The sequence below is a fragment of the Providencia sp. PROV141 genome (genome assembly GCF_028481645.1).
Lineage (GTDB): Bacteria > Pseudomonadota > Gammaproteobacteria > Enterobacterales > Enterobacteriaceae > Providencia > Providencia rettgeri.
Genome location: NZ_JAMPPR010000008.1, coordinates 123,927 through 149,109, shown reverse-complemented (window position 1 = coordinate 149,109; position 25,183 = coordinate 123,927). Strand labels below are relative to the sequence as shown.

Sequence of the window (25,183 nt, the reverse complement as noted above, 5' to 3'; positions counted from 1 at the left end):
TGATAAAATGGTACTTACAACAAATAGGTTAGTATTGCGTCCTTGGCAAGAAACAGATGCCGCTGATTTATATTTCTATGCAAAAGATGAAAGAATTGGCCCAATCGCAGGTTGGCCTGCACACAAAAGCGAAGAAGAGAGTCTTTCTATCATCAAGAATATTTTTATGCGTGATGAAATTTACGCTGTAACGTTAAAAAATGAGAACCAAGCTATTGGCTTGATTGGTTTATCATTCAGCCATGAAAGTAATTTTTCTATTGGTGAAAATGATGCAGAAGTTAGCTATTGGATAGGTGTACCGTTCTGGGGAAAAGGTATTATTCCAGAATCAATTAACGCCATCATGCACCATGCTTTCACTGATTTGAAATTAGATAATTTGTGGTGCGGTTACTTTCAAGGCAACGAACAATCTAAAATTGCTCAAGAAAAATGTGGCTTCAAATACTATGCAACTCTTGAACCACAATTTATTGAATTAATTGGTGAAACTAAAACAGAAGATATTAGTAAAATAACGGCTAAAGAGTGGCAAGCTCGACAGTAATATTTGATTCTATCTATACATATGGCCAACATTTATCTGTTTGGCCTTTTTCTTATTAATTTATTGTCACAACCCATTTCAAACTACATAAAATTATTCTACCGTGTTCCTATTAATGCTATGATTTTTCAATAATTATAAAATTCATATTTTCTCTCAGATCACAGGTAAACACATGCAGGACTATGGTATTTGGACCGTTATCACTCCCATTGTGACTATAATATTGGCGATATTAACTCGCCAAGTCATGCTTTCATTAATGTTAGGAATACTCGTTGGTTTTACTGTCATTCATGACCACAACGTATTATTAGGTGTTCAAGGTACCGTTGATGGTATTATTGATACGTTTTCATCTGCAGGGAATACGCGAACAATTGTCTTTATGGTTATGATCGGTGGGATCATGAGGCTTGTTGTGGTTACCGGTGGTGTTCGTGCGTTAGTTCAGTTACTTACCAATAAGACAAAATTAATTAAAAACCGTAAATCTACCCAGTTGCTTGCTATTATCATTACTTCTCTTATTTTTATTGAAAGCTCAATTAACCAATTAGTCGCCGGCGCCTCAACTAAAAATCTAGCACGGCAATATGGTGTTGCCCCTGAAAAAATGTCCTATATTATCCAAACAGCGTGTGTTTCTGTTTGTTCCTCGGCCATCATCAATGGTTGGGGAGCGGTAATAATGGGGTTAATTGGGGTACAAATATCCCAAGGACTGATTCAAGGCGAGCCTTTTGATATTTTAATTACGTCGATTGGCTACAATTTAATGGCATGGCTATCCATTATAACTATCCTATTCTATGTATTTACTAACATTTCATGGGGTCCCATGAAAAAAGCAGAAGATACATACCGACAAAATTTTATTGCTGGGAATATTTCTCAATTACAAAGCCAAGAGAACGAAGAAGAGATTATTGATCACCCTAATGCTCATTCTTCATTAAACTTCTTTATACCTATTTTATCTACGGTATTAATGGTCCCTATCGCACTATACATCACAGGTGACGGTGACTTTAGCAAAGGAAGCGGTTCGACCTCCGTATATTGGGGAGTCATGTTTGGTACCGTGGTATCTTTCTGTTGGTTTATCGGTCGACGGCTACTAAATATTGATGCGTTCTTTAAAGAGTTATTTATCGGCTACGCCAATATGCTAAAAATTAGCTCCATTATGATTTTAGCATTCTTAATGGGAAATGTTTCTGCTGAGTTAAACACAGGCGCTTATATTGCTGAAGTCACTCAAGGCGTTATGGCTCCAGGTTTTTCTATTGGTTTTATCTTTATAATTAGCGCCATTATGTCTTTAGCAACAGGTACCTCTTGGGGAACTTTCGCAATAATGATCCCTATCGGAGTTCAATTAGGTTTATCTGTAGGAATGCCTGTGGAATATATGATTGGTGCCGCAATTTCTGGCTCAATATTTGGCGATATGACCTCTCCAATTTCTGCGGATGCTATTGTTGCTTCAATGGCAACAGACTGCGAACATATTGAGCACATTCGAACACAGATGCCTTATGCATTAGTGACTGCCAGTATTGTTCTTGCTATTTACCTTTACCTTGGTTTCTCTTATTAATTATTGGGAGTTTAGATGTCTCTTCAACAACGACTAGCACAGTTTGCAAAAATAGATTTACTTAACGCATCGACTCCACTTAATCGATTGAATAATTTATCGCATACATTTGGTCGTGAGATTTATATAAAGCGTGATGATATGACCCCCCTTGCCATGGGAGGAAATAAACTGCGTAAACTAGAATTTTTAATGGCCGATGCATTAGCCAAAAAAGCAAAAATTATTGTTACTGCGGGGGCAATTCAATCAAACCATGTCCGCCAAACTGCCGCGGTTGTCGCTATGTATGGGCTTGAATGCGTTGCATTGTTAGAAAATCCAATTCAAAGTGATAACCCTAATTTTCTTCATAATGGTAATAAATTATTAACTGATTTATTTGCCACTCGTTGTGTTATGTGTGATGAACTAACCGATCCTCAATCTCAACTGGAAGAATTAATTAAAACCCTTTCTCTTAAAGATGCCTATATTGTCCCTGTAGGAGGGTCAAATGCATTAGGTGCCTTAGGCTATATTCAATGCGCTATTGAAATAGCTCAGCAGAAGCCAGAACATATTGAATTTGACAAAGTTATTGTTGCATCAGGAAGTGCTGGAACACATGCAGGGCTTGCTATTGGCTTGCAAGAACTATTACCACAAAGTCAAGTGATTGGTGTAACCGTATCAAGAAAACAACAAGACCAAGCCCCTAAAGTTGAGAAATTACAAACCGAATTGACCCAATTGTTGGATCTAACTAAAACACCTAAAGTGCAGCTATGGGATAACTTCTTTGCCCCCATGTATGGAATGCCAAACCAAAAAGGCCTCGCTGCAATCAGTTTATTAGCGAGGCAAGAAGGTATTTTATTAGACCCAGTTTATACCGGTAAAGCCATGGCTGGATTAATTGACTACTTAGAAAACTCTGAAGAAAAAACACCCATTCTATTTGTTCATACAGGTGGAGCCCAAGCGTTATTTGCTTATTCAGATATTAGCCAAGCAATTAAATAATTACCATCAGATAAAAGGGCTAAATAGTCCTTTTATCTTCTCTCTAATACCAAAAATGCTCTACTTTTCCTCTTCTATGACATTTATCAATTGATTGCTATACACTGATAAAGCACAGGAGAAAACATTTATGAACCAAGTTCCCCATATACTAAAAAAAGCAACGAAACATGACGTGTTATTACTACATAAAATAGGTACGGAAAGTTATTTGCATCATTTTGCTACATTATGGAATAGCCAAAATGAACTTAACAAATATTTAAATCAAGAATATAGCACATCTAAAATCACTGAGGACCTTAATCAACAACATATTGATTGGTATGTTATTGAAAATACGAGCCCAATCGGTTTAGTAAAACTAACCTATCACTCCTCTATACCTGAAACTGATTTAGTTGGTACTTTGTTAAATAAGCTTTACTTCTCTCCTGGCGCTACAGGTAAAGGTTATGGAAAAACCGTATTTAAATTAATAGAAGCGCTCGCAAAACAACAAGGTGACTCTTTGCTATGGCTAGATGTCCTCGCAAGTAACACTCGAGCAATGACATTTTATCAGTCAAACGATATGCACATTCTGAAAGAAATTTTATTTACAAGCGAAACTCAGCAATCTCTTGAATATATTATGAGCAAAAAACTTTAACTGTATATATTGTAACTATAGGATATTCATGAAAAATACAATTCTTATCACTGGTGCGACAGGCCAGGTTGGTCATTACCTTATCCAATCATTACAGAACAAAGGCTATCATGATATTGTTTTAGCGGTTAGAGATCCTGCTAAATTGAAAAACACACCTTATCGAACTGTTGTTATGGATTATGATAAGCCAGATACTATTGAAACCGCTTTACAAGGTATAGACTCCGTTTTCATGATGACGGGCTATACCATTGATATGCTTGTACAAAGTAAGATCTTCATTGATATTGCAAAAAAATCGTCCGTGAAATATATCGTACATTTAGGTGCCTGTGGGGATGATAGCGCTCAAGTGGCACATTGGGCATGGCACCAGCTTATTGAACGCTATATTGAATGGTCAGGAATACAATTTACTCACCTTCGTCCCGAATCTTATATGCAAAACTTACTGGGTTATCAAGGGGATGAGAACTTACAAAAAGGTGTCTTGCGCTCTTATTTTGGCAATGCGGTACTCAGCTGGGTTGACTGTGCCGATGTTGCTGAGCTAGCAGCTTATTGCTTACTTAACCCGCAACAACATACAGGACAAATTTATCGTCTTGGTTATGAAAACAAAAATTACACACAAATAGCTGAATTATTAACAGAACAATTGGGGATCCCTTTCAGCTATCAGGCAGAAAATCCCAATGAGTTTTGGCAACATGCCCTTAAAAATAATTTAGAACTCGCTTATATGAAAAGTATCTATGACCATTATGTCGCTTTTACCAATGGGGAATTAGACCGTTCAGGGATGATTTTTGATAATTTTCAAGCAATAACGGGTAAAGCACCAACATCACTAAAAGAATTTATTTTAAAACATCAAGAAAAATTTAAGTAAATTTAAAATAGGCCTCTAATTTGGCCTATTTTTATATTATCTTTTATTCGCAATAAGTATTCCCAAAACAATTAATATTCCGCCAATAAAAATCACTGTACTGATTTGCTCATTAAGAAATAGAGTTCCCACAATAACCGCACTCAGCGGATTTAGTGCAATAAATGCCCCTGCACCCGCAGCCCCTAATTGTGAGACTCCCTGATAATACCAAACGTAAGCTATTGCAGACCCCAAAATACCCAAATAGCCCAAACTCACTAAATCTTTTAGAGAAAATAATGATACAGTATCTAATGTGATATCTAGACACAATGACGTTACTATCAATAACAAGGTCCCAAATAACACAGCGTAAGTTACCGTATGTAATGCTCCAATTTCTTTAATAACGTTTTTACCTGCTACAGTATAAATCCCCCAACTGATTACACATCCTAAAATTGCTAGATCTCCTTTACTAACCATAAAAATATCACTACTCGGTGTTTTCTCTGACAACAAAATTATTGCCCCAACAACACATAACGTAATCCCAACACCTTTTTTCAATGAAACCTTTTCTTGCCAAAGAAGAAAAGAAATGAACGCTATCATGGCAGGGTTAATGGCGACTAATAATGCGGCTCTTGACGCAGGGATAATTTGTAAACCATAAAAAAATAAAATTTGATAGATAAACACGCCACTGGCCCCTAATAACATAATCTGCCATAGCTGCCTTTTATTTATTCGTTTCCAACCTAATCGACCGAGTATAATGACAAGAACCAACGAAATACTGGCAAAAAGAAAACGCACCGTCGCGGATAATAACGGTGGAATTTCAGGTTGAATAACCCTACCCGCAATGAATGTTCCCCCCCAAATGACAGATACAAATACCATTTGGAAAAATATAAAATTACTTGGTCGTCTTTTCATTACTGTTATATTGCTCATCCATGTATTCCCTGTTATCAACTCATATTTATCTTCTCTTTACATGATGGATAAGCTAACCTTAATGCTAGGTCATATCCTAATGAGCATTTACTCATGACATTAAGCCAACTTGAAATATTCACAATTGTTGCCGAACTCAAAAGTTTTACGCTTGCTGCAATGAAATTAAACATCTCTCAGTCAGCCATTTCACACGCGATAAAATCCCTTGAAAAAGATCTTGGTGTCGTGTTATTCACTCGAGAACAAAATCAAACCACGTTAACTGAGATAGGGAAAAAGCTCTTATTAAGAGCTCATAATATGCTCAATATTCAGGAGGCGATGAAGCAAGAAGCATTTGCTGCAAATGGTCTGAAGGCGGGTATTCTGCGAATTGGTTCTTTTGGTCCCGGGTCATCTTTAGGGCTGTTACCTCCATTACTCGATAGGTTTCGCCAAAAATATCCATTGATAAATATTATGGTTGATGAAGGTGATGATGAAACCGTTACACAGTGGTTACAAGAAAAGCGAATTGATATTGGTGTTGTCGTTTTACCCGATGAACGCTTTGATACGTTTAAAGTCAAAGACGACCAAATGGTTGCTATACTGCCATTAGGCCATCCTCTGGCAAATGAATCGTCTATTTCTTTGAAACAGCTTTGTGATTATCCATTTAATTTAACCCAAGCAGGTTCTGGAAAAATCGTTCTAGATTTATTTCATGCACAAAAATTAACGCCAAAAATTCAATTTAAAACAAAACAATTGCTAAGTACTTTTACACTCGTTGCTCGGGGAGAAGCTATTTCTATTGTTGCACAACTAGCAATTCCTACGCATCTTCAAGACATCGTGATTAAACCCCTTAACCCACCAGTTAAGCGCAGTATTGCTTTTGCTGTTAATAACGAAAACCAAGCATCACCTGCAACAAAGGCATTTTTACAAATTGCCAAAAAACTATATTGTGATTAGTCAGTGCTATTCAGCAATTGGTAAGTGATTACGTATAAATATTGCTCATTTGGGTAAATTTCTTTGATAAGCGCTTTCAACGTCTCTAAACTCATGGCTTCTTGCTTAGCATGGTATTCAGAAATGTCATCATAAGAAATGGGCTCTACCGACAGTATTTTAATATCAGTATAATATTCACCTGTTTCCAACGCATATACCTTCACAATAGTCCCAGGAACATAATCACTCTCGCTTTTATCACGGATAGTGATAATTTTTTTACCGGAAACCACCAATGGAAGTAAACGTTCAAAAAAGGTTATCGTGTCTGGTGTGTTATTCATAATAATTCTCTTATTTTTATACCATGTCTTCTCTAGGAAGGCCTATTTTCTTATAACTCCAATAAATTGCAATAAAATGGTTCTTTTTGTGCTTTCAATTATACGAATGCTATAGCGAACATTCCATTTTATATACAATCAAGCCATAAAAATATTATCTACGACTATAAACTGAGTACGCATAATGGATAACAATGAAAATTTGTTTTATCAACAAGAACACTACTTTTGGTCTGCTATATGTGCAAATGTAGTGAAAATCAGCAACCAAACTAGTGCTTACTTTTCTGAGCTACCATTACCTATATTTAATTATATTTACCTCCACCAAGGCGCGCTCATTTCAGATTACGAGAAGGCTGTAATGCTGTTCAAACAACAAGCTAAGCCTTATGTACTTATTGTTCATGACCAAATACATTCACTATTTGAGTCAGAAATAATAGCTCGGGGATTAATCTACGATGGTGAATCAACCGCAATGATTTTGCCGCAAGACGTTCTATCTCAATACAATTCACCACCGCAGCTTAATGCTGGTTTTCAGGTTGTGTTAAGCAATAATCAACTCAAAGATTGGGCTCAGCCTTTAATTACTGCATTCCCTATCGATGCTGATACAAATGAAGATGACTCAACTGTTACCGACGAGTATATTCGTTATCACCAAAGAGCACTTGATAAACAAACTAATATGGTACACTTAGTCTTATTTGCAGATCAGCAACCAGTCTCAACCTTAACTATGACATTTAATAATAAGACGGCTCGACTGGATGATATTGGCACCGATATTCAATACCAAGGTAAAGGGCTCGCGACTTTACTTATTAAACATGCGCTATACCTTTGCCATCAACAAGGGGTTAAACAGTGTGTATTGGAGTCATCCAGTGAAGGGTTATCTATCTACAAAAAACTGGGTTTTGTACCTATATTTAATTACTACAGCTATATTTCGGAGTGATTTTATAAAATGCATCTTAATAAACAAGGTGCATTTTACTTTACCTAAAAAGATAAGGCTCGAATGTAATCACTAATAGCAAGACTCCCCCTCCAATATTAATGTATTTTCGTAATGTTGAGACTTTAAGGGAGGAAGAAGAAATAATTAAAGCGGAACAAGAAACCAGCAGCCATAACGCCATCATGATAATATGGATAAGTGATAATACTAGAAAGTTAGCGAGTGACGGGTCTGCTCCTGCATATTTAGAAACAACAACTAAATATAAAATAATCGCTTTTGGGTTAAGTAAATTAGCTAAATAAGCATCTTTGACCGTGATTTTTTTTATTTCTTGAGAGCTTTCTATTTTACCGGCATTAACCCCTGAGATGATCAATGAAACTGCAAGATACAATAGATATAACGTACCTAAAATGCCAATTAAATTCATTACCCACTGGTAAGAAACCAGTACTTTACTTAAACCAATTCCAACTAAAAAACCATGAGTTAAAATGCCTAATCCTGTTCCAACAATAGGTATGAACAGCCCTCTAATACCTTGGTTTAATACACTATTTAAAGCAATCGCAAAGCTTGCTCCCGGTGACACGACAATGGGAAATAATATAACGATAAATCCGAGTATATCCACTTTATTTTGTCACCGTTTGGTACCAATGTTGAATATCTGTCACAATTTGTTCGGTATGTAACTGCCCATCTTTATCTTTAAAAAAATGGTCTAAATCTTGATATGTTCGGTAGCTGACATGGGGATTACGGATTTGTTTCATCATATTATTTGTACCATGAGCATCCACGTTGGTATCCGCCATCGTTTGTATCACCAAATGTGGAGTTTTAACTGACTGAATAAGTTTTAAATTGTCAATGGTGAGCATCTCATACCACCATTTCGGACCATGACCGCTGACAAATTGGTCGTTGTTTAATTGCTTTTGTTTTACTGCTTCTGCAAATTGTTTAAAACCTTCTTTTGAGTTAGCAATTTTTTCTTTAGGTGTATTATTTTCAATACTATACAGAACATCATTAATAAAATATTGGCCGCCGACATTCAATGCAACGGATGCGGTTATAAAGTTTTCTTGTGCAACAATTAAATTAGTTACCAGTGCACCTTCACTTCCGCCTAATAGCACTATGTGTTGGTAATCATTTTTTAATTGTTGTAATACTGCCACATAATTATTGGCGCGTTCTAATGGTGAATCTTTCGACATATAGTCAACAGGACATTCTTCTTCCGAAGCTTCTTCATCATTAGCCCCCACTAGGTTGTTTAGCCCTGTTTTTTCAACTAATAAAATATCATTATCAGGAAATACCACACCGAAATTTTTCAGCATGTTTGGATTATTAATGACGCTTTTACAATCAGAGCCTTGTAATAGAACTAATAAATCCTTTGATTTTTCGGCTTGTTTTTGGATTAAGTAATAGTTTATTTCTTTTCCTGCAAAGTGCATGGTTTGCATATTCACAGATAAATCCTGAGCAAATACACCCAATGAATAAAGTGAAAGTAACAAGGTAGTCATTTTTAATTTCATCGCGCACTCATCATGTCTATAAGGGCCTTTCGAAGATATTATATTGATTTTTTTATAACAAATAGCACCTAAAATGCCCTCACGATACAAAATAAAAATTACATATATAACCTATGCTTGAGCAATCTTTATTGCCATATTAGTAAACAAGTCAGTCGTTTGTTTACTCAATTCTGTTGTCATAACTAAGATTGAAATTTGTTCACAATTGGCAATCTTATACCTCGCGACTCCAGGTAATTTGTCTGCGGTCACTCCCATAATGACTTGATTACTGCGTTCAAAAAGGATTTTCTTAAATTTAGACTCTTCATAATCAAATATCGAAACCCCCATTTGTGGATCTAAAGCACAGCCACCAATAAAGCATTGGTCAAAATGGATTTGATTGATTTGATTTACTGCAGAAATATCAATACTCGCGCCAACTTGGCGGTTTAATTTTCCACCAATTAAAATCACTTCACATAGTGGCTTCTTCATTAGTTCTAATGCTATTGCTGGAGAATGAGTCACAACCGTCAACGATAGTTCTGAAGGTAAATAACGAGCGATTTCTAAGTTAGTTGAACCTGAGTCAATAAAAATACAGGTATTTTGTTTGACTAGTTTATTGCAAGCCTTCGCTATTTTGATTTTTTCATCTTGGTTTTGTGTCGTTCTCTGCTCGAATGTGCCCTTTTCCTCAAGCATACTGACCGCACCGCCATGGACTCGACGACAAACGCCTTCTTGTGCTAATTCATTTAAATCCCTGCGAATAGTATGCTCTGATACTTGCATTTCACGGGCTAACGTCGTGCAAACCACACGCCCTTCATCTTGTAGTAACTGGCGAATTTTATTTTGCCTTTGTTCTGGAAAAGCGACATAATCGAGCATACACTTCCTCATTAACTTTTTTTAGCAATCATAATCGAGCAAGAAAAGATGTCAAACACTATCTTGTTCAGCACTCGAGGACAACTAAATGACACACTCTCAGTTACCAGATAGCTTTTTCTTACATGAACTTGCCAATACTGCCGGTAAAATTTCTCTTGAATACTATCGAACAAATGAACTTAGTGTTATTGAAAACAAACCCAAAGCCAACTATCGCTTCGACCCAGTCACTCAAGCGGATAAGCTCGCAGAAAAAGCCATGCGAGAACTGATATCTAAACATTATCCAACGCATTCTATCATGGGTGAAGAATATGGAATAACGGGTACAGGTCCCATTCAATGGGTACTTGATCCCATCGATGGAACCCGCCCTTTCCTTTGTGGGCTCCCTTTATGGGCAAACTTGATAGGCCTAACTGAGCATGGCAAAGCGGTTATGGGAATGATGAGCCAACCCTATATTGGCGAACGTTTTTGGGCAGACCAACACGGGAGTTGGACTAGTAGCTCTCACGGACAATATCGCTTATCTACTCGCAAACACGTCAAACTCGAACAAGCCATCTTGCATACCACATCGCCTGAGCCTATAGCAGCACGGCCAGACATTCATTTTATGGCGCTTGAGAAACAAGTATTAATGACTCGCTATGGGGGAGAATGCTATGCAATGGCAATGCTAGCAGCGGGTAGAATCGATATTTGTGTCGAATTCGCACTGGAACCTTATGATATTGTTCCATTAATCCCTATTATAGAACGTGCTGGTGGCATAGTGACTACATTAGATGGCAGCCGAGCTGAAGCAGGCGGTGCTGTTGTAGCCACGGGTTGCCCATACCTTCATGAACAAATTCTGACTATCTTAAATACAGGTAGTTAATTTTATCTTTTTAAGAAGCCCTATAAAATGCAATCTACTCAACAAGTTAATAGCCATGTTTCCTTAATACCCGCAAAAAGGGAGCAAGTTTCTACTCGAATTATTTTTTTTATTGCTGGTTTTGTTACCGCGGCTTGGGCAGCCATTGTTCCTTATGTCAAACTTAACACAGGAGCAAATGATGCCACCCTTGGCATGCTACTATTATGTTTCGGTGGAGGGGCACTTATTGCTATGCCGGTGACCGGAGCATTAGCGGCCAAGTATGGCTGCCGCCGTTTAATGGTTTTTTCCACTATCGCCTTTTGTTTGTTATTCCCCATTTTATCTTCTTTATCGCAAGTTAACTTCATCATCGTTGCTTTGTTATTTTTTGGAATTTTCATTGGGTTAACAGATTGCGCGATGAACATCCAAGCTGTTATTGTTGAAAAATCATCCGACAAGCCAATTATGTCTGGTTTTCACGGTTTTTATAGTGTCGGAGGTATAGCAGGTGCAGGTACCATGAGTTTGATCTTGCTACTTGGTGTTTCCGCGACAATGGCATCAATCATTATTTCAATTGTTGCGGTGGTTCTATTAGCGGCTTGCTATAACGGTTTAATCCCTTACGCTAACGCCCCAACTGGCCCCCTTATCGCTATTCCGAAAGGCATTGTTTTAGTTATTGGGATTGTTTGTTTTGCCGTTTTTCTTGCTGAAGGTGCAGTTCTTGACTGGGGAGCTGTATTTTTAATTGAACACCATGGATTAAAAGAAACTTTAGGCGGTTTAGGGTTTGCGGCTTTCGCCACAACCATGACTATTGGCCGATTATTGGGTGACAAAATTGTTATGCGAGTCGGTTCTGCTCGTGTCGTATTTTTAGGTGCTTTACTCGCTTGCCTTGGTTTTGTTATTGCTGTTTTATCTCCTCATCTCATATTTGCCATCATAGGTTTTGCATTAGTCGGTGCGGGTTCATCTAATATAGTCCCAGTGATGTTTTCTGCTGTAGGGAAGCAAAAAACGATGCCAGAGGCTCTTGCTGTACCCGCAATTTCAACTTTAGGCTATTTAGGTATTTTGGCTGGACCTGCAGCTATTGGTTTTGTTGCTTTTCAATTATCCTTGGCAACTGCATTATTATTAATTTCTGCATTATTAGTTATTATTGCTTTTGTAACTCGTTTTATTCGCGTGTAATTTTTTGAATCTCTTAAGGCTACTGCGTTGTAGCCTTACACTCCATTTTCCCTCATCAATTGTTCATATCTGATAAAAATGGGAACAATCGTGCTCTATTTATAGATTCCATATATATAATTATTCATTAAACTATTAAAATTCCATCTGATTTTTCTACTAGCGACTTCCATATATACACTGAGGCTAAATGAACCCTACTCATAAAAAAAAGATTATTATTATTGGTGCTGGCTTTGTGGGTACAACATTAGCTTGGTATCTATCAAGACAATCTGATACGCAGGTCATTTTGCTTGATAAAGCACACGCTGGCCAAGGTGTCACACAGCACGCTTTCGCTTGGTTGAATGTGTCATATGGAAGGCCTGATGCATATAATCAACTTCGACAACAAGCCCTCGTGGCATGGCATGAACTCGATAAACACACAAATGGAAAGTTAAATATCCAATGGATAGGCGCTCTCAGTTGGCAGGAAACAGATTCAGCAACTGCAGAATATGTCTACCACTACCAACAAAGTGGATTTAATGTCGAATTATTGGACAAATCAACCGTACACAAGATGGAACCTTTCTTGTCTGCTTTACCTGAACTTGCTGCATTTTGCCCAGATGAAGGTAGTGTTGACCCGATTCATGCAACAAAAGCGTTACTATCCCTTGCTATCGAACAAGGTGTTGTCTATTTACCTCAGCAGGAAGTTCACACTATTTTGCAGGAAAATGGACGCATAATTGGCGTAAATACCCATAAAAACACGTTTTTAGCTGAACAGGTTATCGTGACTGCTGGCGCAGACGCAACTGCCCTTATGCAATCACTTAATGTTGAATTACCAGTTACCGCCTCTCCTTCTATCATTGCGCACATCAATGATTCTACCGAACAAACATTGGTTCAACATATCATTTCAACACCACAAATGGAGCTACGACCGGCAGGTTCAGGTAAAATACTCTGTGCTGAAGATTATATTAGCGAAAAGCCCGAACACAGTGCAGTGGCTATCGCACAAAACGCCCTTACAACGATTAAAAATTCATTTATAGGTAGTAACACGTTAAATCTTGAAAACGCTTTCATAGGAATGCGACCTATGCCTAAAGATGAGATGCCAATTGTCGGAAAAGTTGCTGATTTTGAAGGTTTATATATTATCAGTATGCACGCTGCGATTACGCTAGCGCCTTTGATATGCCAATTGGCTCAAGATGAAATCTTGCATGGAATTGAACAAGCTGCATTAGGCTCATATCGATTAACTCGTTTTGTATCAGGTAACTGACAAATGAATATTCCGTTGTACTATTTAAGACATTATCAATCGATTGAAAAAACATTTTGGACATCTATTTGTGAACATAGTATCCAGATTGCACAACACACCATTTGCTATTTAACGCCCCTTAATTCACCGGCGTTTAACTTCATTTATTTGCAGCCTGACTCGACCAGTCACGCCTTTATGCAGGCTCACAACCTGTTTGTTTCACAGAAGAAAAACCATACCTTAGTGATCCCCGAAGAGATGCTCCAGCAGGTGGTTACTGAGGCTGAGTCACTAGGTTACAAACGTGACAGCGTCACCACTGCAATGGCATTGACCTTAGCAAAACAAAATGAGGTTGAACTGCCTGATAACCAAGTCGATATCGTTTTAGCGAATCACGATTTGTCTTTGTGGGCAAAGCCACTTGTTTCCGCATTTTATTTATCTGAAGAGCACGACCAAGTTATTAAAGAATATGTGCGTTATCATGAGGATGCTTTGCAACAAGGTGCACCGCAATTTCACCTTGTGTTGCTCGTCAACGGAGAACCAGCGACCTCAATGACCGTGACAATTGAAGGAACGTTAGCCCGTTTTGATGATATTGGTACTGAGCCAAGCCATCAAGGTAATGGTTATGCATCACAACTCATTGATTATGCTTTAGCATTTTGCCGCCAGCAAGGTGTAGAGCACTGTTTCCTTGATGCTTCAGAAGCAGGATTTGACCTGTATAAAAAATTTGGTTTTGAGCCATTATTTCGCTATATCAATTATGTCTGGTGCAAATAATTTAAAGCAATAGTGTTATTTGTAGAGGCATCTAATCTGGGATCATTGTTCATACAATGGTTCCAAATTCAGCCATTTCCAGATCAACTCTAGTGACAAAATTGTCTGATGTTTACATATGAAAATTAATATTATTGGCACTAGTGGCAGCGGTAAAAGTACCCTGTGCCAGCAACTTTCTTTGTTATTAAATGTCCCTTCTATTGAGTTAGATAGCTTATATTGGCTAACAAATTGGCAAGGTTCTTCGGATGATGAGCTTAACCAGAAACTTACCGCTGCATTAGATAAAGCGGTATCTGGATGGGTGCTTGATGGCAACTATACACGGACTCAACCCATTAAATGGAAAGAAGTCGACATGGTGGTTTGGTTGGATTACTCCTTGCCTCGAACCCTTTATCAGTCGATTACGCGCACATTAGCACGCATTCGTTCTGGACAAGAGCTGTGGGAAAATACAGGCAACAAAGAACGTTGGAAAAATGCCTTTTTCAGTCGCGATTCGATAATTTTGTGGCTGCTAAAGACTTACTATCCAAATAAGGAAAGAAACCTAAGTCATATGGCAAATCTCAATTTACGCCATATTCAGTTTGTTCGGCTCACCTCACCAAAAGAAACAAACTTATTTTTACAACAGATGAAGGCTCAAGTTCAGAGTAAATAAACATCTCGGCAGTCATAAAAACTACCGAGATAGTATTATTCAGCAATTAAAGCTCATCACATGCCGTTTTCAACATCGCTGTTTGTTGAAATTTTTCAATTCCTAACTCGATTAAGCGGCTAATTAATTGCTGATAGGTCATACCGCCTTGCTGCCATAGTTTCGGATACATACTGATATTCGTAAAACCAGGCAATGTGTTGATTTCATTGATAACGACGTCATTATTTTCCGTTAAGAAAACATCCACACGGGACATTCCATAGCAATTTAATGCGCGGTATGCGGATAAAGCAATCTCACGAATTTTATCACTCACCGCCTCATCTAATTGTGCAGGAGCAACGACAGATGCGCCATTCTCATCAATATATTTGGTATGGTATGCATAAAAACTATCGTGCAACACGATTTCACCACAAGGGCTGGCAAGAGGTACTTCATTACCCAATACTGCACACTCAATTTCACGCCCTTTTACTGCACTTTCAATAAGGACTTTAGTATCAAATAAAAAGGCAAAATCAAGAGCCGTTTCAAATTCCGATTTAGTGCTGACTTTGCTGATCCCGACAGATGAACCTTGATTTGCAGGTTTAATGAATAGTGGTAAGCCTAGCTGTGCCACTGTGGCTTCATATTCCGTTGTTGTACGTTCATTTTTAAGCACCGTAATAAACGGGGCAATATTTAAGCCTGCGTCTCTAAGTAATCTTTTGGTAACGTCTTTATCCATACAGGCGGACGAACCTAAAACCCCCGGCCCGACAAATGGTAAATTCGCCATGCGCAATAAGCCTTGCAGCGAACCGTCTTCACCTAAATTACCGTGGACAATAGGAAAAATGACATCAATTTGCGGCAATGGTTTCGCATCTTCAAGGGAAATAAATTGCTCTCGAGTTTTCCCCGGAACAAGTGCAATGCTACGTTTTGGTGTATTCAATGCAATACGAGACGGGTCATCACCATGCAATAAATAATCAGATTCGTTATATTCATGCCATTGCCCTTCTTTATTAATTCCCAAAAGGCATACATCAAATTTATTACGATCTAATCCATTGATAATATTTTTAGCGGACTGTAGCGAAACTTCATGTTCTGTTGATCGACCACCAAAAATAACACCTACTCGTATTTTGCTCATTATTTGCTCCGACATAAAACACCAAACCTAGCAGAGAAATATAGCACGCAAAGAAATGCTTATGACATAAATTATTTATTTTTCATTAGGGTTCGCTGGCTTTATAATCAAACCGTCTTTTTTTGATGCCTAATTATCTTTCATCAATCAGGGTTTCAATGCTGATACTTACCTGTTCGATTAACCACTGGGTAAAAGTAGCTGCTGCACTGCCTCGCTCAATAGGTTTCGATGACAATAAATAATACGCAGAATTATCTTCAATGAAACCATATGGTGCGGCTAATTGCTTTGATTGCACTTCATCCGCAACCATCAAAAATGATGCAAGCGCAGCTCCTTGCCCCGCCAATGCAGCTTGAATACACAAGTAAAAATGCTCATATGTAATGGTTTTACTATTTGGAAGAGCAACTTTTTTTATATTCTGCCAAGTTGCCCATGCATTAGGTCTAGATGTCGTCGACAGTTGTGGTATGTGAGCAAAATTTTTCTTAAGATCAAGTTCAGGCCGAACCACAACCCCCATACGTTCTGAACAGACTTTTACTGCACAAAGATTGTCACTCCATTTAAAATCATTACGCCTCAATGCTAAATCAACATTCGCTTTTGTGAAATCAATAACACCACCTGCTGCAACTAGATGTACCGTAATATGAGGATATTGTTGATAAAAATGCGTAAGTCGAGGAATTAACCACTTCATTGCAATTGTTGGTTCGCATGACAAGCTAACAACATCAGGAAACGTGCTATTTTTTATCTTTTCAACACCGTCTTTAAGCTGCTCAAATATCGAACTAGTCGTTTGTAACAATATTCGTCCGTTAGCCGTTAAAAAAACAGCTCGGTTCCTTCGTTCAAATAACTCAACACCAAGGTATTCTTCTAATAAACGAATTTGTCGGCTAATCGCACTATGAGTCACATTTAGCTCTTGTGCCGCTTTCACAAAACTGCCTGCTTTCGCAGCAGTATCAAAAAAACGTAATGATGTTAACGGTGGTAGTTTCATATATATAGGTAATAAAAACTGACAGATTTGCGTCAGGATAAATCGCTTTTTAGTTTTATTCAATCCATTGATAATAAAAACAATAAATAAACAAATTATTTCAAAGAAAATACATTTTTAGTCTGTTTCTATTACCTTTCAGGAAATTAATATGAATGAAATTATTGCAGTTGCGACCATCACCATTTTAGCCGTTATTAGTCCGGGGCCTGACTTCGCTATGGTAACTCGCAATAGTTATACCTATGGCATTAAAACAGGCTTACTGTGTGCGCTAGGTATCGCTATTGGGGTACAGGTTCATGTGTTCTATACCGTTTTTGGCATCACGTTAGTCATCATGAATTCACCAACATTATTCTTAATTGTTAAACTTATTGGGGTATTTTACTTGGTGTATATCGGATTTAAATCATTAACGAATAAAGTAAAAATATCCTCGAATAATGCAGCATCAAGGCCATTATCTGCCTTAAATGCTTTTAAAAATGGTTTTTTGACGAATGCTTTAAACCCAAAAACCATGTTTTTTGTGGTTTCTGTGTACAGCCAAGTTATCAGTACACAGAACTCAATTTGGTTAAACTTAAGTTATGGCCTATTTATTTCTTTCGCTCATTGGCTTTGGTTTAGTCTAATTGCGATTTTCTTTGCAACCCCCGTAGTACGAAACAAAATCCTTAACTACCAATTTATTATGGATAGAACAATTGGCACACTACTCATTCTATTGGGACTATCTTTATTATTCTTTAATGTAAATTAATCTTGTACTTACACCCCTACCTATGCCCACATTCATGATAATTATTTACCTTGCAACCGATAACATTCATTGACTACTTTCGCCAACTCAATCACATCAGCTGGAATGTTGAGTTTGGCGAGCGCCTCAAATGGCACCCATTCAAATGGTGCAAAAGGCGGTTGTGATGAAGGCAATAACTCACATAAGTAAATCATATCAATATGCCAATGGTTGCCTTTCTTTTTATCGACAATAAATTCTTTTAAGATAGCGATAGGCAGCGGCAGTACTTGTGTATGGGGTGAATCATGGATTTGTGATGCAAACGGGAAACCACAACTGACTACTTGGCACTCTAACCCCGTTTCCTCAAGAACTTCTCGAAAAACAGCATGCTGTGGCTCTTCATTCACTTCGATGTGGCCACCCGGTGGTAACCAAAAACCAAGCTTTTGATGCTCGTGTAATAAAAACTCACCATGCTCATTACGGATCATTGCTGTTGCCGTAAAATGTTTAACTTCCTCGTTCATCCTGTCACTGCCCTTTTTCTATTTTACTATTTCTACATTGTATTTTTATTTCGAGCCTAACACCTTGCGGCCTTCCAGTCATAAGGCATTAACTCTGCTAATGTCACCTGCGTGTTTTCATTGACTGCAACGACTGTTGACTGGTTTTTATCTGACAACTGGCTTAGCAATTCCCGGCAGCGCCCACAAGGCGGAACAATACAGCCTGAAGCATCAATGGCGACAATAGCTTTAATGACTGATTTACCATTTTTAAGCATATCCGCAACTGCAGCATGTTCCGCACAAAAGCCAAGTGAACAGGCAGAATCAATACTGATGCCACTATAAATCTCGCCATCTTCTGTTTCTAATGCAGAAGCGACATAACCACTTTCTACATAACCATTAAAGGTTGCAGGTTTAGCATATTTCTTTGCTACTTCAATTAAGTGTTTTAACATTACTTCTCCGCTAACTATTCTATTGATATGTTCGTATTAGACGTTAACTAGATATAATAATATCAATTTTTTTGTGCTTTATTCTAAGTCCACCATATAAAGAATGACTGATTTTATTGTTTTCAACGCGCTTTCAAGCTCCTCATCAGAAACGGTACTAATGGCGACACGAATAGCTTGAGGAACGGCTACTGCTGTCGAGTAAGAGCTAGCACTACTCACAGCGATATGATGTTTAGCCAATTCGCTAATCACTGGCTCTGAACGGACGCCTTCAGGCAACGGTAGCCAAAGAAAATAACTATTGGGATGGGCTATATAAGGGAGGTCCGTGAAAATTCGCTCAGCGATTTTTTGTCTATTTCTCGCATCTTGCCTTTTGTTTCGCTCAATTTTGGCAACTTCCCCTTTTTTTATCCAATCACAAATAATTGCCGTGGTTAATGCTGGCGTATTCCACGTCGTTATACGTATAACTTTTTCGATGTTAGATATGTATTGTTGTGGCGCTAAAACGATACCAACACGCAAGCCTGTAGCAATATTTTTCGAAAATCCCGCGATATAAAACGTTCTTTCTGGTGCCAACACAGCTAATGGAATTGCCAATGGTCGTTGCAAAAACGCATACGCGCCATCTTCAATCAGTAATAAATCATATTTTTTTGCTATTGCTACCAAAGCCTTACGTGCTGATAAAGACATAACCCATCCCAAAGGGTTATGCACTGTAGGCATTGTATAATAACCACGAATTTTTCTTTGCAAACACAGTTGCTCTAAAGCAGCTAAGTCAGGCCCCCCCTCTAATACCGGTATTGAAATTAATTCAATATGATATGTCTTAGCTAATGCTTTAAAGCCTGGGTAAGTAAGAGCGTCGACAGCTATCGAATCTCCTGGGCTAAACATCCCCAAGATAATAGTCGTTAGGCCATGCTGTGCACCGCTTACAAAAGAAATAGTATCAGGTGATACGTTGGAAAAACCTTGTTGTGCTAGGTAATTAGCCGCAACAATTCGCTCATGATGACGGCCTGTATGTTGCTGATAATATAAGATCCCCTCCAAATCACCACCGATAGAAAGCTCTCTTAACGAGTCTCGTAATAACTTTGTTTGCTCTTTTGCAATTGGATAACTAAAATTTAAATCTAACATTTCGGGTGTTACATCTTGTTCAATGCTCAATGCGGGTAGCAGATGGATATCCCTGACAAAAGTTCCTCTACCCGTTTCGCCACTCACTAAGCCTTTTTCAATAAGCTCACGATACACCCGTGACGCTGTCACCAATGAAATACCTTCCTGCTTAGCAAATGCGCGATGGGTCATCAATCGAGTTCCTGGCTTCAACTCCCCACGAGAAATCTGCCCTGCCATTTTATCGACGTATTTTTGGTAACGTGCCTGAGCCATGTGATTGTACCTATGACAATTTTTTGATTGTCATGATTATCTGCATTAATTTTCTCGAACTCAAGATATTTACCTATTCATTTAATGAGGAAATTATGGAACAAACAGTATCAACACAACCCTCTTCTACACGAGGTTGGTTGTATGGTTTTATTGGTGTCGTTATTTTCAGTGGCTCCTTACCAGCAACGAAAATGGCTATAGAAGGGTTCAGTCCAGATTTTTTAACCGCTGCACGTGCTACTATTGCAGGCATTATTTCTATCATTATTTTCCTGTTTTTACGCCAAAAACTCCCTAATAAAGCCACTTTTCTCCCTTTAGTCATTGTCTCTATGGGTGGGGTTATTGGTTTCCCTTTGTTAACCGCTTTGGCATTACAGTATGTAAGTTCCGCACACTCAATTGTATTCATAGGTTTACTGCCTCTCGCAACCGCTTTTTTTGCCGTTTTGCGTGCCCACGAGCGCCCTCGCAAAATGTTTTGGTTGTTTTCAGTAATAGGAAGTTTATTTGTTATCGGCTTCGCATTATTTCAAGGTGGAGAAAGCAGCTTGCTTGGTGACCTCTATATGATAATCGCTATCTTGTTATGTGGCCTGAGTTATGCAGAAGGTGCCGTACTGTCAAAACACCTTGGTAGCTGGCAAGTGATTTGTTGGGCATTAGTTATCTCTTTGCCCATTATGTTAGTGCTGTGTATTACCTTATGGCCGGGAAATGTAATGGCAGTGCCGAGCAAGGCATGGGGAGGTTTACTTTATGTTTCATTATTTAGCATGCTCATTGGTTTCTTTTTTTGGTATAGAGGCTTAGCTGAAGGTGGTATTGCTGGTGTAGGGCAGTTACAGTTATTACAGCCATTTATTGGTTTGTTGTTGTCAGCATGGCTACTACACGAAACTGTAGATATATTAATGGTCATTTCAACTTGTGGTGTGATCTTTTGTGTTGCAGCATCCAAAAGATTTGCAGGGTGAGTTCCTTATTGAAAAACATGGGGCATTCGAAGCGCGATTAGAGAAGATAAATTATCGTATGATAGTTGGCAGCAATTGACTGTAAATTCCCTCTTTAATTGCAAGGAATGATTAAAAATGCAATTTGTTATTGTCCAGCAGCAAGATACACAATTAATTGATCAAATCAGCTCTGCATTACACCAAGAATGGGCAACATTAACGCCGTGGTCTGACATTTCCATTATAAAAGAACGATTATTTAACCGTAGCCACATAGATAACCCTCAAATATTGTCATGCTTTGTTGATGAACATGGGCAATTACTTGCCTGTGCAAGCATTATTTTGCATGAGCTTCCAGACGTTTCAGGTGCTCAGTGGTGGTTAGGCGAAGTTCTCACGATCCCATCTGCTCGTGGGAGAAAAATTGGCACAAAACTGATTGAACAACTTTACCAGTATTACCATAGATTCAACATTGCCCCTTTGTATTTATACACGCCAGATATGCAAGCACTATATCGCCAAATGGGCTGGGAAGACGCTGAACAGAGGTTAGTGAATGGTGAGTGGGTAACCGTAATGAAACGTTAGTGGTAAAAATAGCCAGCGCATGGGCCGGCTATTTCTGATAAAACTATTATGCGGTTAGTGCCAGTTTTGCTCCAAACATCAAGAATACAGCGCCAATACAGCTATTAGAGAATTTAGATAGTTTTTTATTATGTTTAACCATATTCGTTACGGCAACCGCGCCAAAAATCAATAGTGATAAATAAATCATGCTACAGACTTCTAAAATGGCGCCAAGAATAAAAAATGGCACACCCGCGCTTGGATAAGCTGGGTCAATAAATTGGATAAAAAATGAAACATAAAAAATGATCATTTTAGGATTTAGTAAACTTAAAAAAACGGCTTTTTTATAGGTACTCTTGGTTTCTAAAGTAATTGAATCAACATCACCTGTATTTTCTTTCTTATGCAATACGCTATATAAGGTTTTAATCCCTAAATAAAATAAATAAGCCGCCCCTGCGTATTTTATAACACTAAAAAAGATAGGCGATGTTTTCACTAAAGATGCAACCCCTAAAAATGATAGAAAAATGAGCATAGCATCTCCTGTAAAGACACCTAATGCCGCTTTATAACCATTTTTCACACCATATTTCGCACTGCTAGTTAAAACAAATAAAGAATTAGGGCCTGGTACCAGTGTAATAAAAATAACACCGATAAGATAAGTCCATAAGTTTGTAATACCGAGATTTTCAAGCATAGGAAACCCGCTAACTCAATAAAAGTTATAACAAAAAATTCACATCGTTTCTTTATATCTATTATGATACAGACTTTATTTACCCTATAAAAGATATCACCAATGAATAATGTAAATACAAAATATAATTTCAATAAATTAAAATAAACTGGTTTTATATGAATGAATCAACACGTAAAATTGGAATAATAAACCATATCAATCAGCTTAATCAGAAGCAGACTACAAACACCGAACAAAGCAGTAATTAATGCTAATATTTTTCGATAATTAAGAATTTAACACCACAAAAACAAATGAAATAGTAATAGTGATTTGAGTGAGATTTCGCGTTATAACATAAACGTCGGTGCTATTTAAAAGTAACGTTGGATAAAAACTGCATGAAATTAAAACACCCCATTTAATAGCAAGCTAAGATTATTTTCTTTTAACATTTTATTAAAAAATATTGGGTTATTAATAACTATTATTTTAGGAATTCCATGGAAAGCGCTAACTATTTTCATCTAGAGGAACTCAATGGCCTTGAAATGATCAAAGCTCGTTATCATCAACAAAAATTTTCTCGCCATAGTCATGAAGGGTTTTGCATTGGTGTTATCGAAGAAGGCGCACAACAATTTTTCCGTACTGGCGAAAACCACTACGCCCCTAAAGGGGATATAATTTTAGTTAATGCCGATGAAATTCACACAGGCTCATCAGCAATGGAAAATGGCTGGTCTTATCAGGCTATTTACCCTACTCCAGAACTTTTTACCCAACTCACACAAGGTTTAACAACAGAACACCAAGGGCTAGTACCCTGGTTTCCTATTGCGGTGATACAGGATGCAGGGCTTAGCGCCCAACTCCGCTTATTGTTTAGTCTATTACCTCAGCCAGGTAATACCCTTTTCAAAGAAACCTTGTTGTTATCCTCTTTAAGTTGGCTGACCTTACGTTACAACCGTACTAAAGTTGAATTAACAGAAATAACACCCGCAAAGAAACGCATAGAACAAATTTGTGATTTGCTCATAAACACCTGCGAACAAGAACATTCATTAAGCCAATTAGCTGAAATATCAGGTTTTAGCCAATGGCACTTTCTACGACAGTTCAAATTGCATACAGGAATTACACCGCACGCATTCTTAGTACAAGCCCGCTTACATAAGGCAAAAAAACTGTTATTAGCAGGAAATTCACCCGCAGAAGTATCAAACCAATGTGGTTTTTCCGACCAGAGTCATTTCACTCGGCATTTTAAACAAGCCCTTGGAGTTACCCCTGGGAATTTTATTCGGCATCGGATCGGTGAAAAGAGCAATTTTATTCTATCTACTAATATTTAATCTCTTTAAAATCAATCAAATTATAAAAGTGTTCATAATTACAACAAGGTTAGTTTAAATGGCATCACAACAAAGTAATCAATGGCAAAAAGCAATGATGACAGGAGCTGTTCATACCGCTCCTCTTAACCTTGCGGTTATTCCATGGGGGGTATTAGCAGGCTCAATGGCGGTCGAAACTGGTCTCGATTTCTGGCAAAGTGTGGCGATGTCTGCGATGGTATTTGCAGGCGCAGCACAGTTAGTCACTCTTGGATTACTTAACTCAGGTGCAGGCTATATCACGATTGTTATTTCTGTTTTTTTTATCACTTCCCAACACTTACTTTATGGGCTGACATTACGCCCCCAAGTTAAGGACTTTACAACGCCTCAACGTCTTAGTATCGGCTTTTTATTAACAGATGAATTGTTTGCGATTAGCGCAGCTAAACGGCAAAGCTTAAGTTTTCCCTATCTCTTTGGTGCTGGGTTTAGTTTTTATCTGGTTTGGTTAATCACCAGCCTTTGTGGGATTGCGATGGCCAATATTGTGGGCGATTTGAGTCGCTTACATCTCGATTTTTCTGTGGTTGCAACTTTACTTGCAATCGTCGTTCCACTAACAAGAAAAATAAGTACGCTTTGTGGTGTTATTTTTTCACTCGTTGTCGCTATCGTACTTTCAATGTACTCCTTCAGTAGTGCTATTGTTATCGCTGGTGTGGGTGGGATGTTTGTGTCAGTGGCCGTTTCACGTTTATTGAAGGAGGAAAAATGATTTGGCTTTTAATTATTACCTTAACAGCGGTTGTTTTTACTCTACGTTATATTTTCCTAATACCACAGTTGCCAATACGTCTTCCCCTCGTGCTTCGCCAAGCACTAGGGTACTCAGCACCTTGCTTGCTAACTGCAATTTGTGCCCCTGTTATCCTATTAGAAAACCATGATCTACGCTCCTTCCCAGATAATCCTTATTTATGGGGGGCGTTATTCTGTGTCATTGTTGCCTCAGTATTGAAAAATATGCTGTTAACTGTCGGTCTTACCTTAGTATTTTTCTATTCCCTTATTTATTTTATCGGTTAACTTAATATTCAAGATAAAGCATCGTTCAACGCTTTGCTTTATCTTGGTTAAT

29 protein-coding genes are annotated in these 25,183 nt (G+C 38.0%); 18 read left to right on the top strand and 11 right to left on the bottom strand.

Translation table 11 applies throughout. The features are described from left to right. Positions 1-7 precede the first annotated feature (7 nt). The 5 genes from PSF09_RS07075 (at position 8) to PSF09_RS07055 (ending at position 4,705) form a co-directional block, all read left to right on the top strand. Positions 8-550: a GNAT family N-acetyltransferase gene (locus PSF09_RS07075; protein ID WP_272664896.1), complete on the top strand. Its 543-nt coding sequence runs from the start codon at positions 8-10 to the stop codon at positions 548-550. 175 nt (positions 551-725) lie between these two features. Continuing rightward, positions 726-2,153, top strand: a complete 1,428-nt coding sequence (locus tag PSF09_RS07070; protein WP_210838387.1) for a Na+/H+ antiporter NhaC family protein — start codon at positions 726-728, stop codon at positions 2,151-2,153. Between the two features lie 15 nt (positions 2,154-2,168). After that, on the top strand, positions 2,169-3,158 hold the full coding sequence (locus tag PSF09_RS07065; RefSeq protein ID WP_272664897.1) for a D-cysteine desulfhydrase: 990 nt from the start codon (positions 2,169-2,171) through the stop codon (positions 3,156-3,158). A 130-nt stretch (positions 3,159-3,288) separates the two neighbouring features. Further along, positions 3,289-3,810, top strand: a complete 522-nt coding sequence (locus PSF09_RS07060) for a GNAT family N-acetyltransferase (protein WP_272683668.1) — start codon at positions 3,289-3,291, stop codon at positions 3,808-3,810. 28 nt (positions 3,811-3,838) lie between these two features. Further along, complete coding sequence (locus tag PSF09_RS07055) at positions 3,839-4,705, top strand: SDR family oxidoreductase (RefSeq protein ID WP_272664899.1); 867 nt, start codon at positions 3,839-3,841, stop codon at positions 4,703-4,705. Between the two features lie 36 nt (positions 4,706-4,741). On the opposite strand, the gene PSF09_RS07050 is transcribed toward PSF09_RS07055, so the two are convergent. Beyond that, on the bottom strand, positions 4,742-5,647 hold the full coding sequence (locus tag PSF09_RS07050; protein ID WP_272664900.1) for a DMT family transporter: 906 nt from the start codon (positions 5,645-5,647) through the stop codon (positions 4,742-4,744). Positions 5,648-5,743: 96 nt separating this feature from the next. On the opposite strand from PSF09_RS07050, the gene PSF09_RS07045 reads away from it, so the two are divergent. Beyond that, on the top strand, positions 5,744-6,613 hold the full coding sequence (locus PSF09_RS07045; protein ID WP_272664901.1) for a LysR family transcriptional regulator: 870 nt from the start codon (positions 5,744-5,746) through the stop codon (positions 6,611-6,613). Here the strand turns inward: PSF09_RS07045 and yqfB are convergent. Then, positions 6,610-6,939 (bottom strand): N(4)-acetylcytidine aminohydrolase, encoded by a 330-nt coding sequence (gene yqfB / locus PSF09_RS07040; protein WP_210838397.1) that lies wholly within the window; start codon positions 6,937-6,939, stop codon positions 6,610-6,612. The two genes, PSF09_RS07045 and yqfB, sit on opposite strands and share 4 nt — an antisense overlap. Positions 6,940-7,303: 364 nt before the next feature. Between yqfB and PSF09_RS07035 the strand changes: the two genes are divergently transcribed. Further along, on the top strand, positions 7,304-7,906 hold the full coding sequence (locus PSF09_RS07035; protein ID WP_272683667.1) for a GNAT family N-acetyltransferase: 603 nt from the start codon (positions 7,304-7,306) through the stop codon (positions 7,904-7,906). 40 nt (positions 7,907-7,946) lie between these two features. On the opposite strand, the gene PSF09_RS07030 is transcribed toward PSF09_RS07035, so the two are convergent. The 3 genes from PSF09_RS07030 to PSF09_RS07020 form a co-directional block, all read right to left on the bottom strand. Beyond that, positions 7,947-8,546 (bottom strand): LysE family translocator, encoded by a 600-nt coding sequence (locus PSF09_RS07030; protein WP_272664903.1) that lies wholly within the window; start codon positions 8,544-8,546, stop codon positions 7,947-7,949. Position 8,547: 1 nt separating this feature from the next. Continuing rightward, the gene (locus PSF09_RS07025) at positions 8,548-9,468 is read right to left on the bottom strand and encodes an alpha/beta hydrolase family protein (protein ID WP_272683666.1); all 921 of its coding nucleotides are present in this window, start codon (positions 9,466-9,468) and stop codon (positions 8,548-8,550) included. A gap of 111 nt (positions 9,469-9,579) precedes the next feature. Further along, positions 9,580-10,350: a DeoR/GlpR family DNA-binding transcription regulator gene (locus tag PSF09_RS07020; protein ID WP_272664905.1), complete on the bottom strand. Its 771-nt coding sequence runs from the start codon at positions 10,348-10,350 to the stop codon at positions 9,580-9,582. Positions 10,351-10,438: 88 nt separating this feature from the next. Here PSF09_RS07020 and PSF09_RS07015 point away from each other — a divergent pair, with 88 nt between their 5' ends. From PSF09_RS07015 to PSF09_RS06995, 5 genes are all read left to right on the top strand, one after another. After that, complete coding sequence (locus PSF09_RS07015; protein ID WP_272683665.1) at positions 10,439-11,239, top strand: inositol monophosphatase family protein; 801 nt, start codon at positions 10,439-10,441, stop codon at positions 11,237-11,239. Positions 11,240-11,266: 27 nt separating this feature from the next. After that, entirely contained in the window at positions 11,267-12,427 is a 1,161-nt protein-coding gene (locus PSF09_RS07010; RefSeq protein WP_272664907.1) for an MFS transporter, read from the top strand. 190 nt (positions 12,428-12,617) lie between these two features. Next, on the top strand, positions 12,618-13,718 hold the full coding sequence (locus tag PSF09_RS07005; RefSeq protein ID WP_272683664.1) for an NAD(P)/FAD-dependent oxidoreductase: 1,101 nt from the start codon (positions 12,618-12,620) through the stop codon (positions 13,716-13,718). Positions 13,719-13,721: 3 nt separating this feature from the next. After that, entirely contained in the window at positions 13,722-14,495 is a 774-nt protein-coding gene (locus PSF09_RS07000) for a GNAT family N-acetyltransferase (protein ID WP_109912207.1), read from the top strand. Between the two features lie 118 nt (positions 14,496-14,613). Further along, the gene (locus PSF09_RS06995) at positions 14,614-15,165 is read left to right on the top strand and encodes an adenylate kinase (protein ID WP_272664910.1); all 552 of its coding nucleotides are present in this window, start codon (positions 14,614-14,616) and stop codon (positions 15,163-15,165) included. A gap of 46 nt (positions 15,166-15,211) precedes the next feature. Here the strand turns inward: PSF09_RS06995 and ddlA are convergent, their stop codons facing one another. Both ddlA and PSF09_RS06985 read right to left on the bottom strand, forming a co-directional pair. Further along, the gene (gene ddlA / locus PSF09_RS06990) at positions 15,212-16,315 is read right to left on the bottom strand and encodes a D-alanine--D-alanine ligase (protein ID WP_272664911.1); all 1,104 of its coding nucleotides are present in this window, start codon (positions 16,313-16,315) and stop codon (positions 15,212-15,214) included. Between the two features lie 133 nt (positions 16,316-16,448). Continuing rightward, a complete protein-coding gene (locus tag PSF09_RS06985) occupies positions 16,449-17,333 on the bottom strand; it encodes a LysR substrate-binding domain-containing protein (RefSeq protein ID WP_272664912.1) in 885 nt (294 codons plus the stop codon). Positions 17,334-17,484: 151 nt separating this feature from the next. Between PSF09_RS06985 and PSF09_RS06980 the strand changes: the two genes are divergently transcribed. Next, a complete protein-coding gene (locus PSF09_RS06980; protein ID WP_272664913.1) occupies positions 17,485-18,099 on the top strand; it encodes a LysE family translocator in 615 nt (204 codons plus the stop codon). Positions 18,100-18,140: 41 nt separating this feature from the next. Here PSF09_RS06980 and PSF09_RS06975 read toward each other — a convergent pair whose 3' ends face one another. The 3 genes from PSF09_RS06975 to PSF09_RS06965 form a co-directional block, all read right to left on the bottom strand. Next, the gene (locus PSF09_RS06975; protein WP_272683663.1) at positions 18,141-18,614 is read right to left on the bottom strand and encodes an NUDIX hydrolase; all 474 of its coding nucleotides are present in this window, start codon (positions 18,612-18,614) and stop codon (positions 18,141-18,143) included. Positions 18,615-18,670: 56 nt separating this feature from the next. Then, complete coding sequence (locus PSF09_RS06970) at positions 18,671-19,057, bottom strand: cytidine deaminase family protein (RefSeq protein WP_272664915.1); 387 nt, start codon at positions 19,055-19,057, stop codon at positions 18,671-18,673. Positions 19,058-19,135: 78 nt separating this feature from the next. After that, positions 19,136-20,476, bottom strand: a complete 1,341-nt coding sequence (locus PSF09_RS06965) for an aminotransferase-like domain-containing protein (RefSeq protein WP_272683662.1) — start codon at positions 20,474-20,476, stop codon at positions 19,136-19,138. Between the two features lie 95 nt (positions 20,477-20,571). On the opposite strand from PSF09_RS06965, the gene PSF09_RS06960 reads away from it, so the two are divergent. Further along, positions 20,572-21,456 carry a DMT family transporter gene (locus PSF09_RS06960; protein WP_272664917.1) on the top strand — a complete coding sequence of 295 codons (885 nt, stop codon included), beginning with the start codon at positions 20,572-20,574 and terminating at the stop codon, positions 21,454-21,456. A 117-nt stretch (positions 21,457-21,573) separates the two neighbouring features. Continuing rightward, positions 21,574-22,032 carry a GNAT family N-acetyltransferase gene (locus tag PSF09_RS06955; protein ID WP_272664918.1) on the top strand — a complete coding sequence of 153 codons (459 nt, stop codon included), beginning with the start codon at positions 21,574-21,576 and terminating at the stop codon, positions 22,030-22,032. 46 nt (positions 22,033-22,078) lie between these two features. Here the strand turns inward: PSF09_RS06955 and leuE are convergent, their stop codons facing one another. Then, complete coding sequence (gene leuE, locus PSF09_RS06950; protein WP_272664919.1) at positions 22,079-22,720, bottom strand: leucine efflux protein LeuE; 642 nt, start codon at positions 22,718-22,720, stop codon at positions 22,079-22,081. Between the two features lie 485 nt (positions 22,721-23,205). Between leuE and PSF09_RS06945 the strand changes: the two genes are divergently transcribed. The 3 genes from PSF09_RS06945 to PSF09_RS06935 are packed head-to-tail and all read left to right on the top strand — an operon-like array spanning position 23,206 to position 25,131. After that, positions 23,206-24,060, top strand: a complete 855-nt coding sequence (locus tag PSF09_RS06945) for an AraC family transcriptional regulator (RefSeq protein ID WP_272664920.1) — start codon at positions 23,206-23,208, stop codon at positions 24,058-24,060. Between the two features lie 58 nt (positions 24,061-24,118). Beyond that, entirely contained in the window at positions 24,119-24,820 is a 702-nt protein-coding gene (locus PSF09_RS06940) for an AzlC family ABC transporter permease (protein ID WP_272664921.1), read from the top strand. After that, a complete protein-coding gene (locus tag PSF09_RS06935; RefSeq protein ID WP_272683661.1) occupies positions 24,817-25,131 on the top strand; it encodes an AzlD domain-containing protein in 315 nt (104 codons plus the stop codon). Before PSF09_RS06940 ends, PSF09_RS06935 begins: the two co-directional genes overlap by 4 nt. Positions 25,132-25,183 lie beyond the last annotated feature (52 nt).

Bases quoted from the DNA above. Each gene is read 5' to 3' on its own strand.
- PSF09_RS07075 (WP_272664896.1), top strand. From the start codon at position 8: ATGGTACTTACAACAAATAGGTTAGTATTGCGTCCTTGGCAAGAAACA.
- PSF09_RS07070 (WP_210838387.1), top strand. From the start codon at position 726: ATGCAGGACTATGGTATTTGGACCGTTATCACTCCCATTGTGACTATA.
- PSF09_RS07065 (WP_272664897.1), top strand. From the start codon at position 2,169: ATGTCTCTTCAACAACGACTAGCACAGTTTGCAAAAATAGATTTACTT.
- PSF09_RS07060 (WP_272683668.1), top strand. From the start codon at position 3,289: ATGAACCAAGTTCCCCATATACTAAAAAAAGCAACGAAACATGACGTG.
- PSF09_RS07055 (WP_272664899.1), top strand. From the start codon at position 3,839: ATGAAAAATACAATTCTTATCACTGGTGCGACAGGCCAGGTTGGTCAT.
- PSF09_RS07050 (WP_272664900.1), bottom strand. From the start codon at position 5,647: ATGAGCAATATAACAGTAATGAAAAGACGACCAAGTAATTTTATATTT.
- PSF09_RS07045 (WP_272664901.1), top strand. From the start codon at position 5,744: ATGACATTAAGCCAACTTGAAATATTCACAATTGTTGCCGAACTCAAA.
- yqfB (WP_210838397.1), bottom strand. From the start codon at position 6,939: ATGAATAACACACCAGACACGATAACCTTTTTTGAACGTTTACTTCCA.
- PSF09_RS07035 (WP_272683667.1), top strand. From the start codon at position 7,304: ATGCTGTTCAAACAACAAGCTAAGCCTTATGTACTTATTGTTCATGAC.
- PSF09_RS07025 (WP_272683666.1), bottom strand. From the start codon at position 9,468: ATGAAATTAAAAATGACTACCTTGTTACTTTCACTTTATTCATTGGGT.
- PSF09_RS07020 (WP_272664905.1), bottom strand. From the start codon at position 10,350: ATGCTCGATTATGTCGCTTTTCCAGAACAAAGGCAAAATAAAATTCGC.
- PSF09_RS07015 (WP_272683665.1), top strand. From the start codon at position 10,439: ATGACACACTCTCAGTTACCAGATAGCTTTTTCTTACATGAACTTGCC.
- PSF09_RS07010 (WP_272664907.1), top strand. From the start codon at position 11,267: ATGCAATCTACTCAACAAGTTAATAGCCATGTTTCCTTAATACCCGCA.
- PSF09_RS07005 (WP_272683664.1), top strand. From the start codon at position 12,618: ATGAACCCTACTCATAAAAAAAAGATTATTATTATTGGTGCTGGCTTT.
- PSF09_RS07000 (WP_109912207.1), top strand. From the start codon at position 13,722: ATGAATATTCCGTTGTACTATTTAAGACATTATCAATCGATTGAAAAA.
- PSF09_RS06995 (WP_272664910.1), top strand. From the start codon at position 14,614: ATGAAAATTAATATTATTGGCACTAGTGGCAGCGGTAAAAGTACCCTG.
- ddlA (WP_272664911.1), bottom strand. From the start codon at position 16,315: ATGAGCAAAATACGAGTAGGTGTTATTTTTGGTGGTCGATCAACAGAA.
- PSF09_RS06985 (WP_272664912.1), bottom strand. From the start codon at position 17,333: ATGAAACTACCACCGTTAACATCATTACGTTTTTTTGATACTGCTGCG.
- PSF09_RS06980 (WP_272664913.1), top strand. From the start codon at position 17,485: ATGAATGAAATTATTGCAGTTGCGACCATCACCATTTTAGCCGTTATT.
- PSF09_RS06975 (WP_272683663.1), bottom strand. From the start codon at position 18,614: ATGAACGAGGAAGTTAAACATTTTACGGCAACAGCAATGATCCGTAAT.
- PSF09_RS06970 (WP_272664915.1), bottom strand. From the start codon at position 19,057: ATGTTAAAACACTTAATTGAAGTAGCAAAGAAATATGCTAAACCTGCA.
- PSF09_RS06965 (WP_272683662.1), bottom strand. From the start codon at position 20,476: ATGGCTCAGGCACGTTACCAAAAATACGTCGATAAAATGGCAGGGCAG.
- PSF09_RS06960 (WP_272664917.1), top strand. From the start codon at position 20,572: ATGGAACAAACAGTATCAACACAACCCTCTTCTACACGAGGTTGGTTG.
- PSF09_RS06955 (WP_272664918.1), top strand. From the start codon at position 21,574: ATGCAATTTGTTATTGTCCAGCAGCAAGATACACAATTAATTGATCAA.
- leuE (WP_272664919.1), bottom strand. From the start codon at position 22,720: ATGCTTGAAAATCTCGGTATTACAAACTTATGGACTTATCTTATCGGT.
- PSF09_RS06945 (WP_272664920.1), top strand. From the start codon at position 23,206: ATGGAAAGCGCTAACTATTTTCATCTAGAGGAACTCAATGGCCTTGAA.
- PSF09_RS06940 (WP_272664921.1), top strand. From the start codon at position 24,119: ATGGCATCACAACAAAGTAATCAATGGCAAAAAGCAATGATGACAGGA.
- PSF09_RS06935 (WP_272683661.1), top strand. From the start codon at position 24,817: ATGATTTGGCTTTTAATTATTACCTTAACAGCGGTTGTTTTTACTCTA.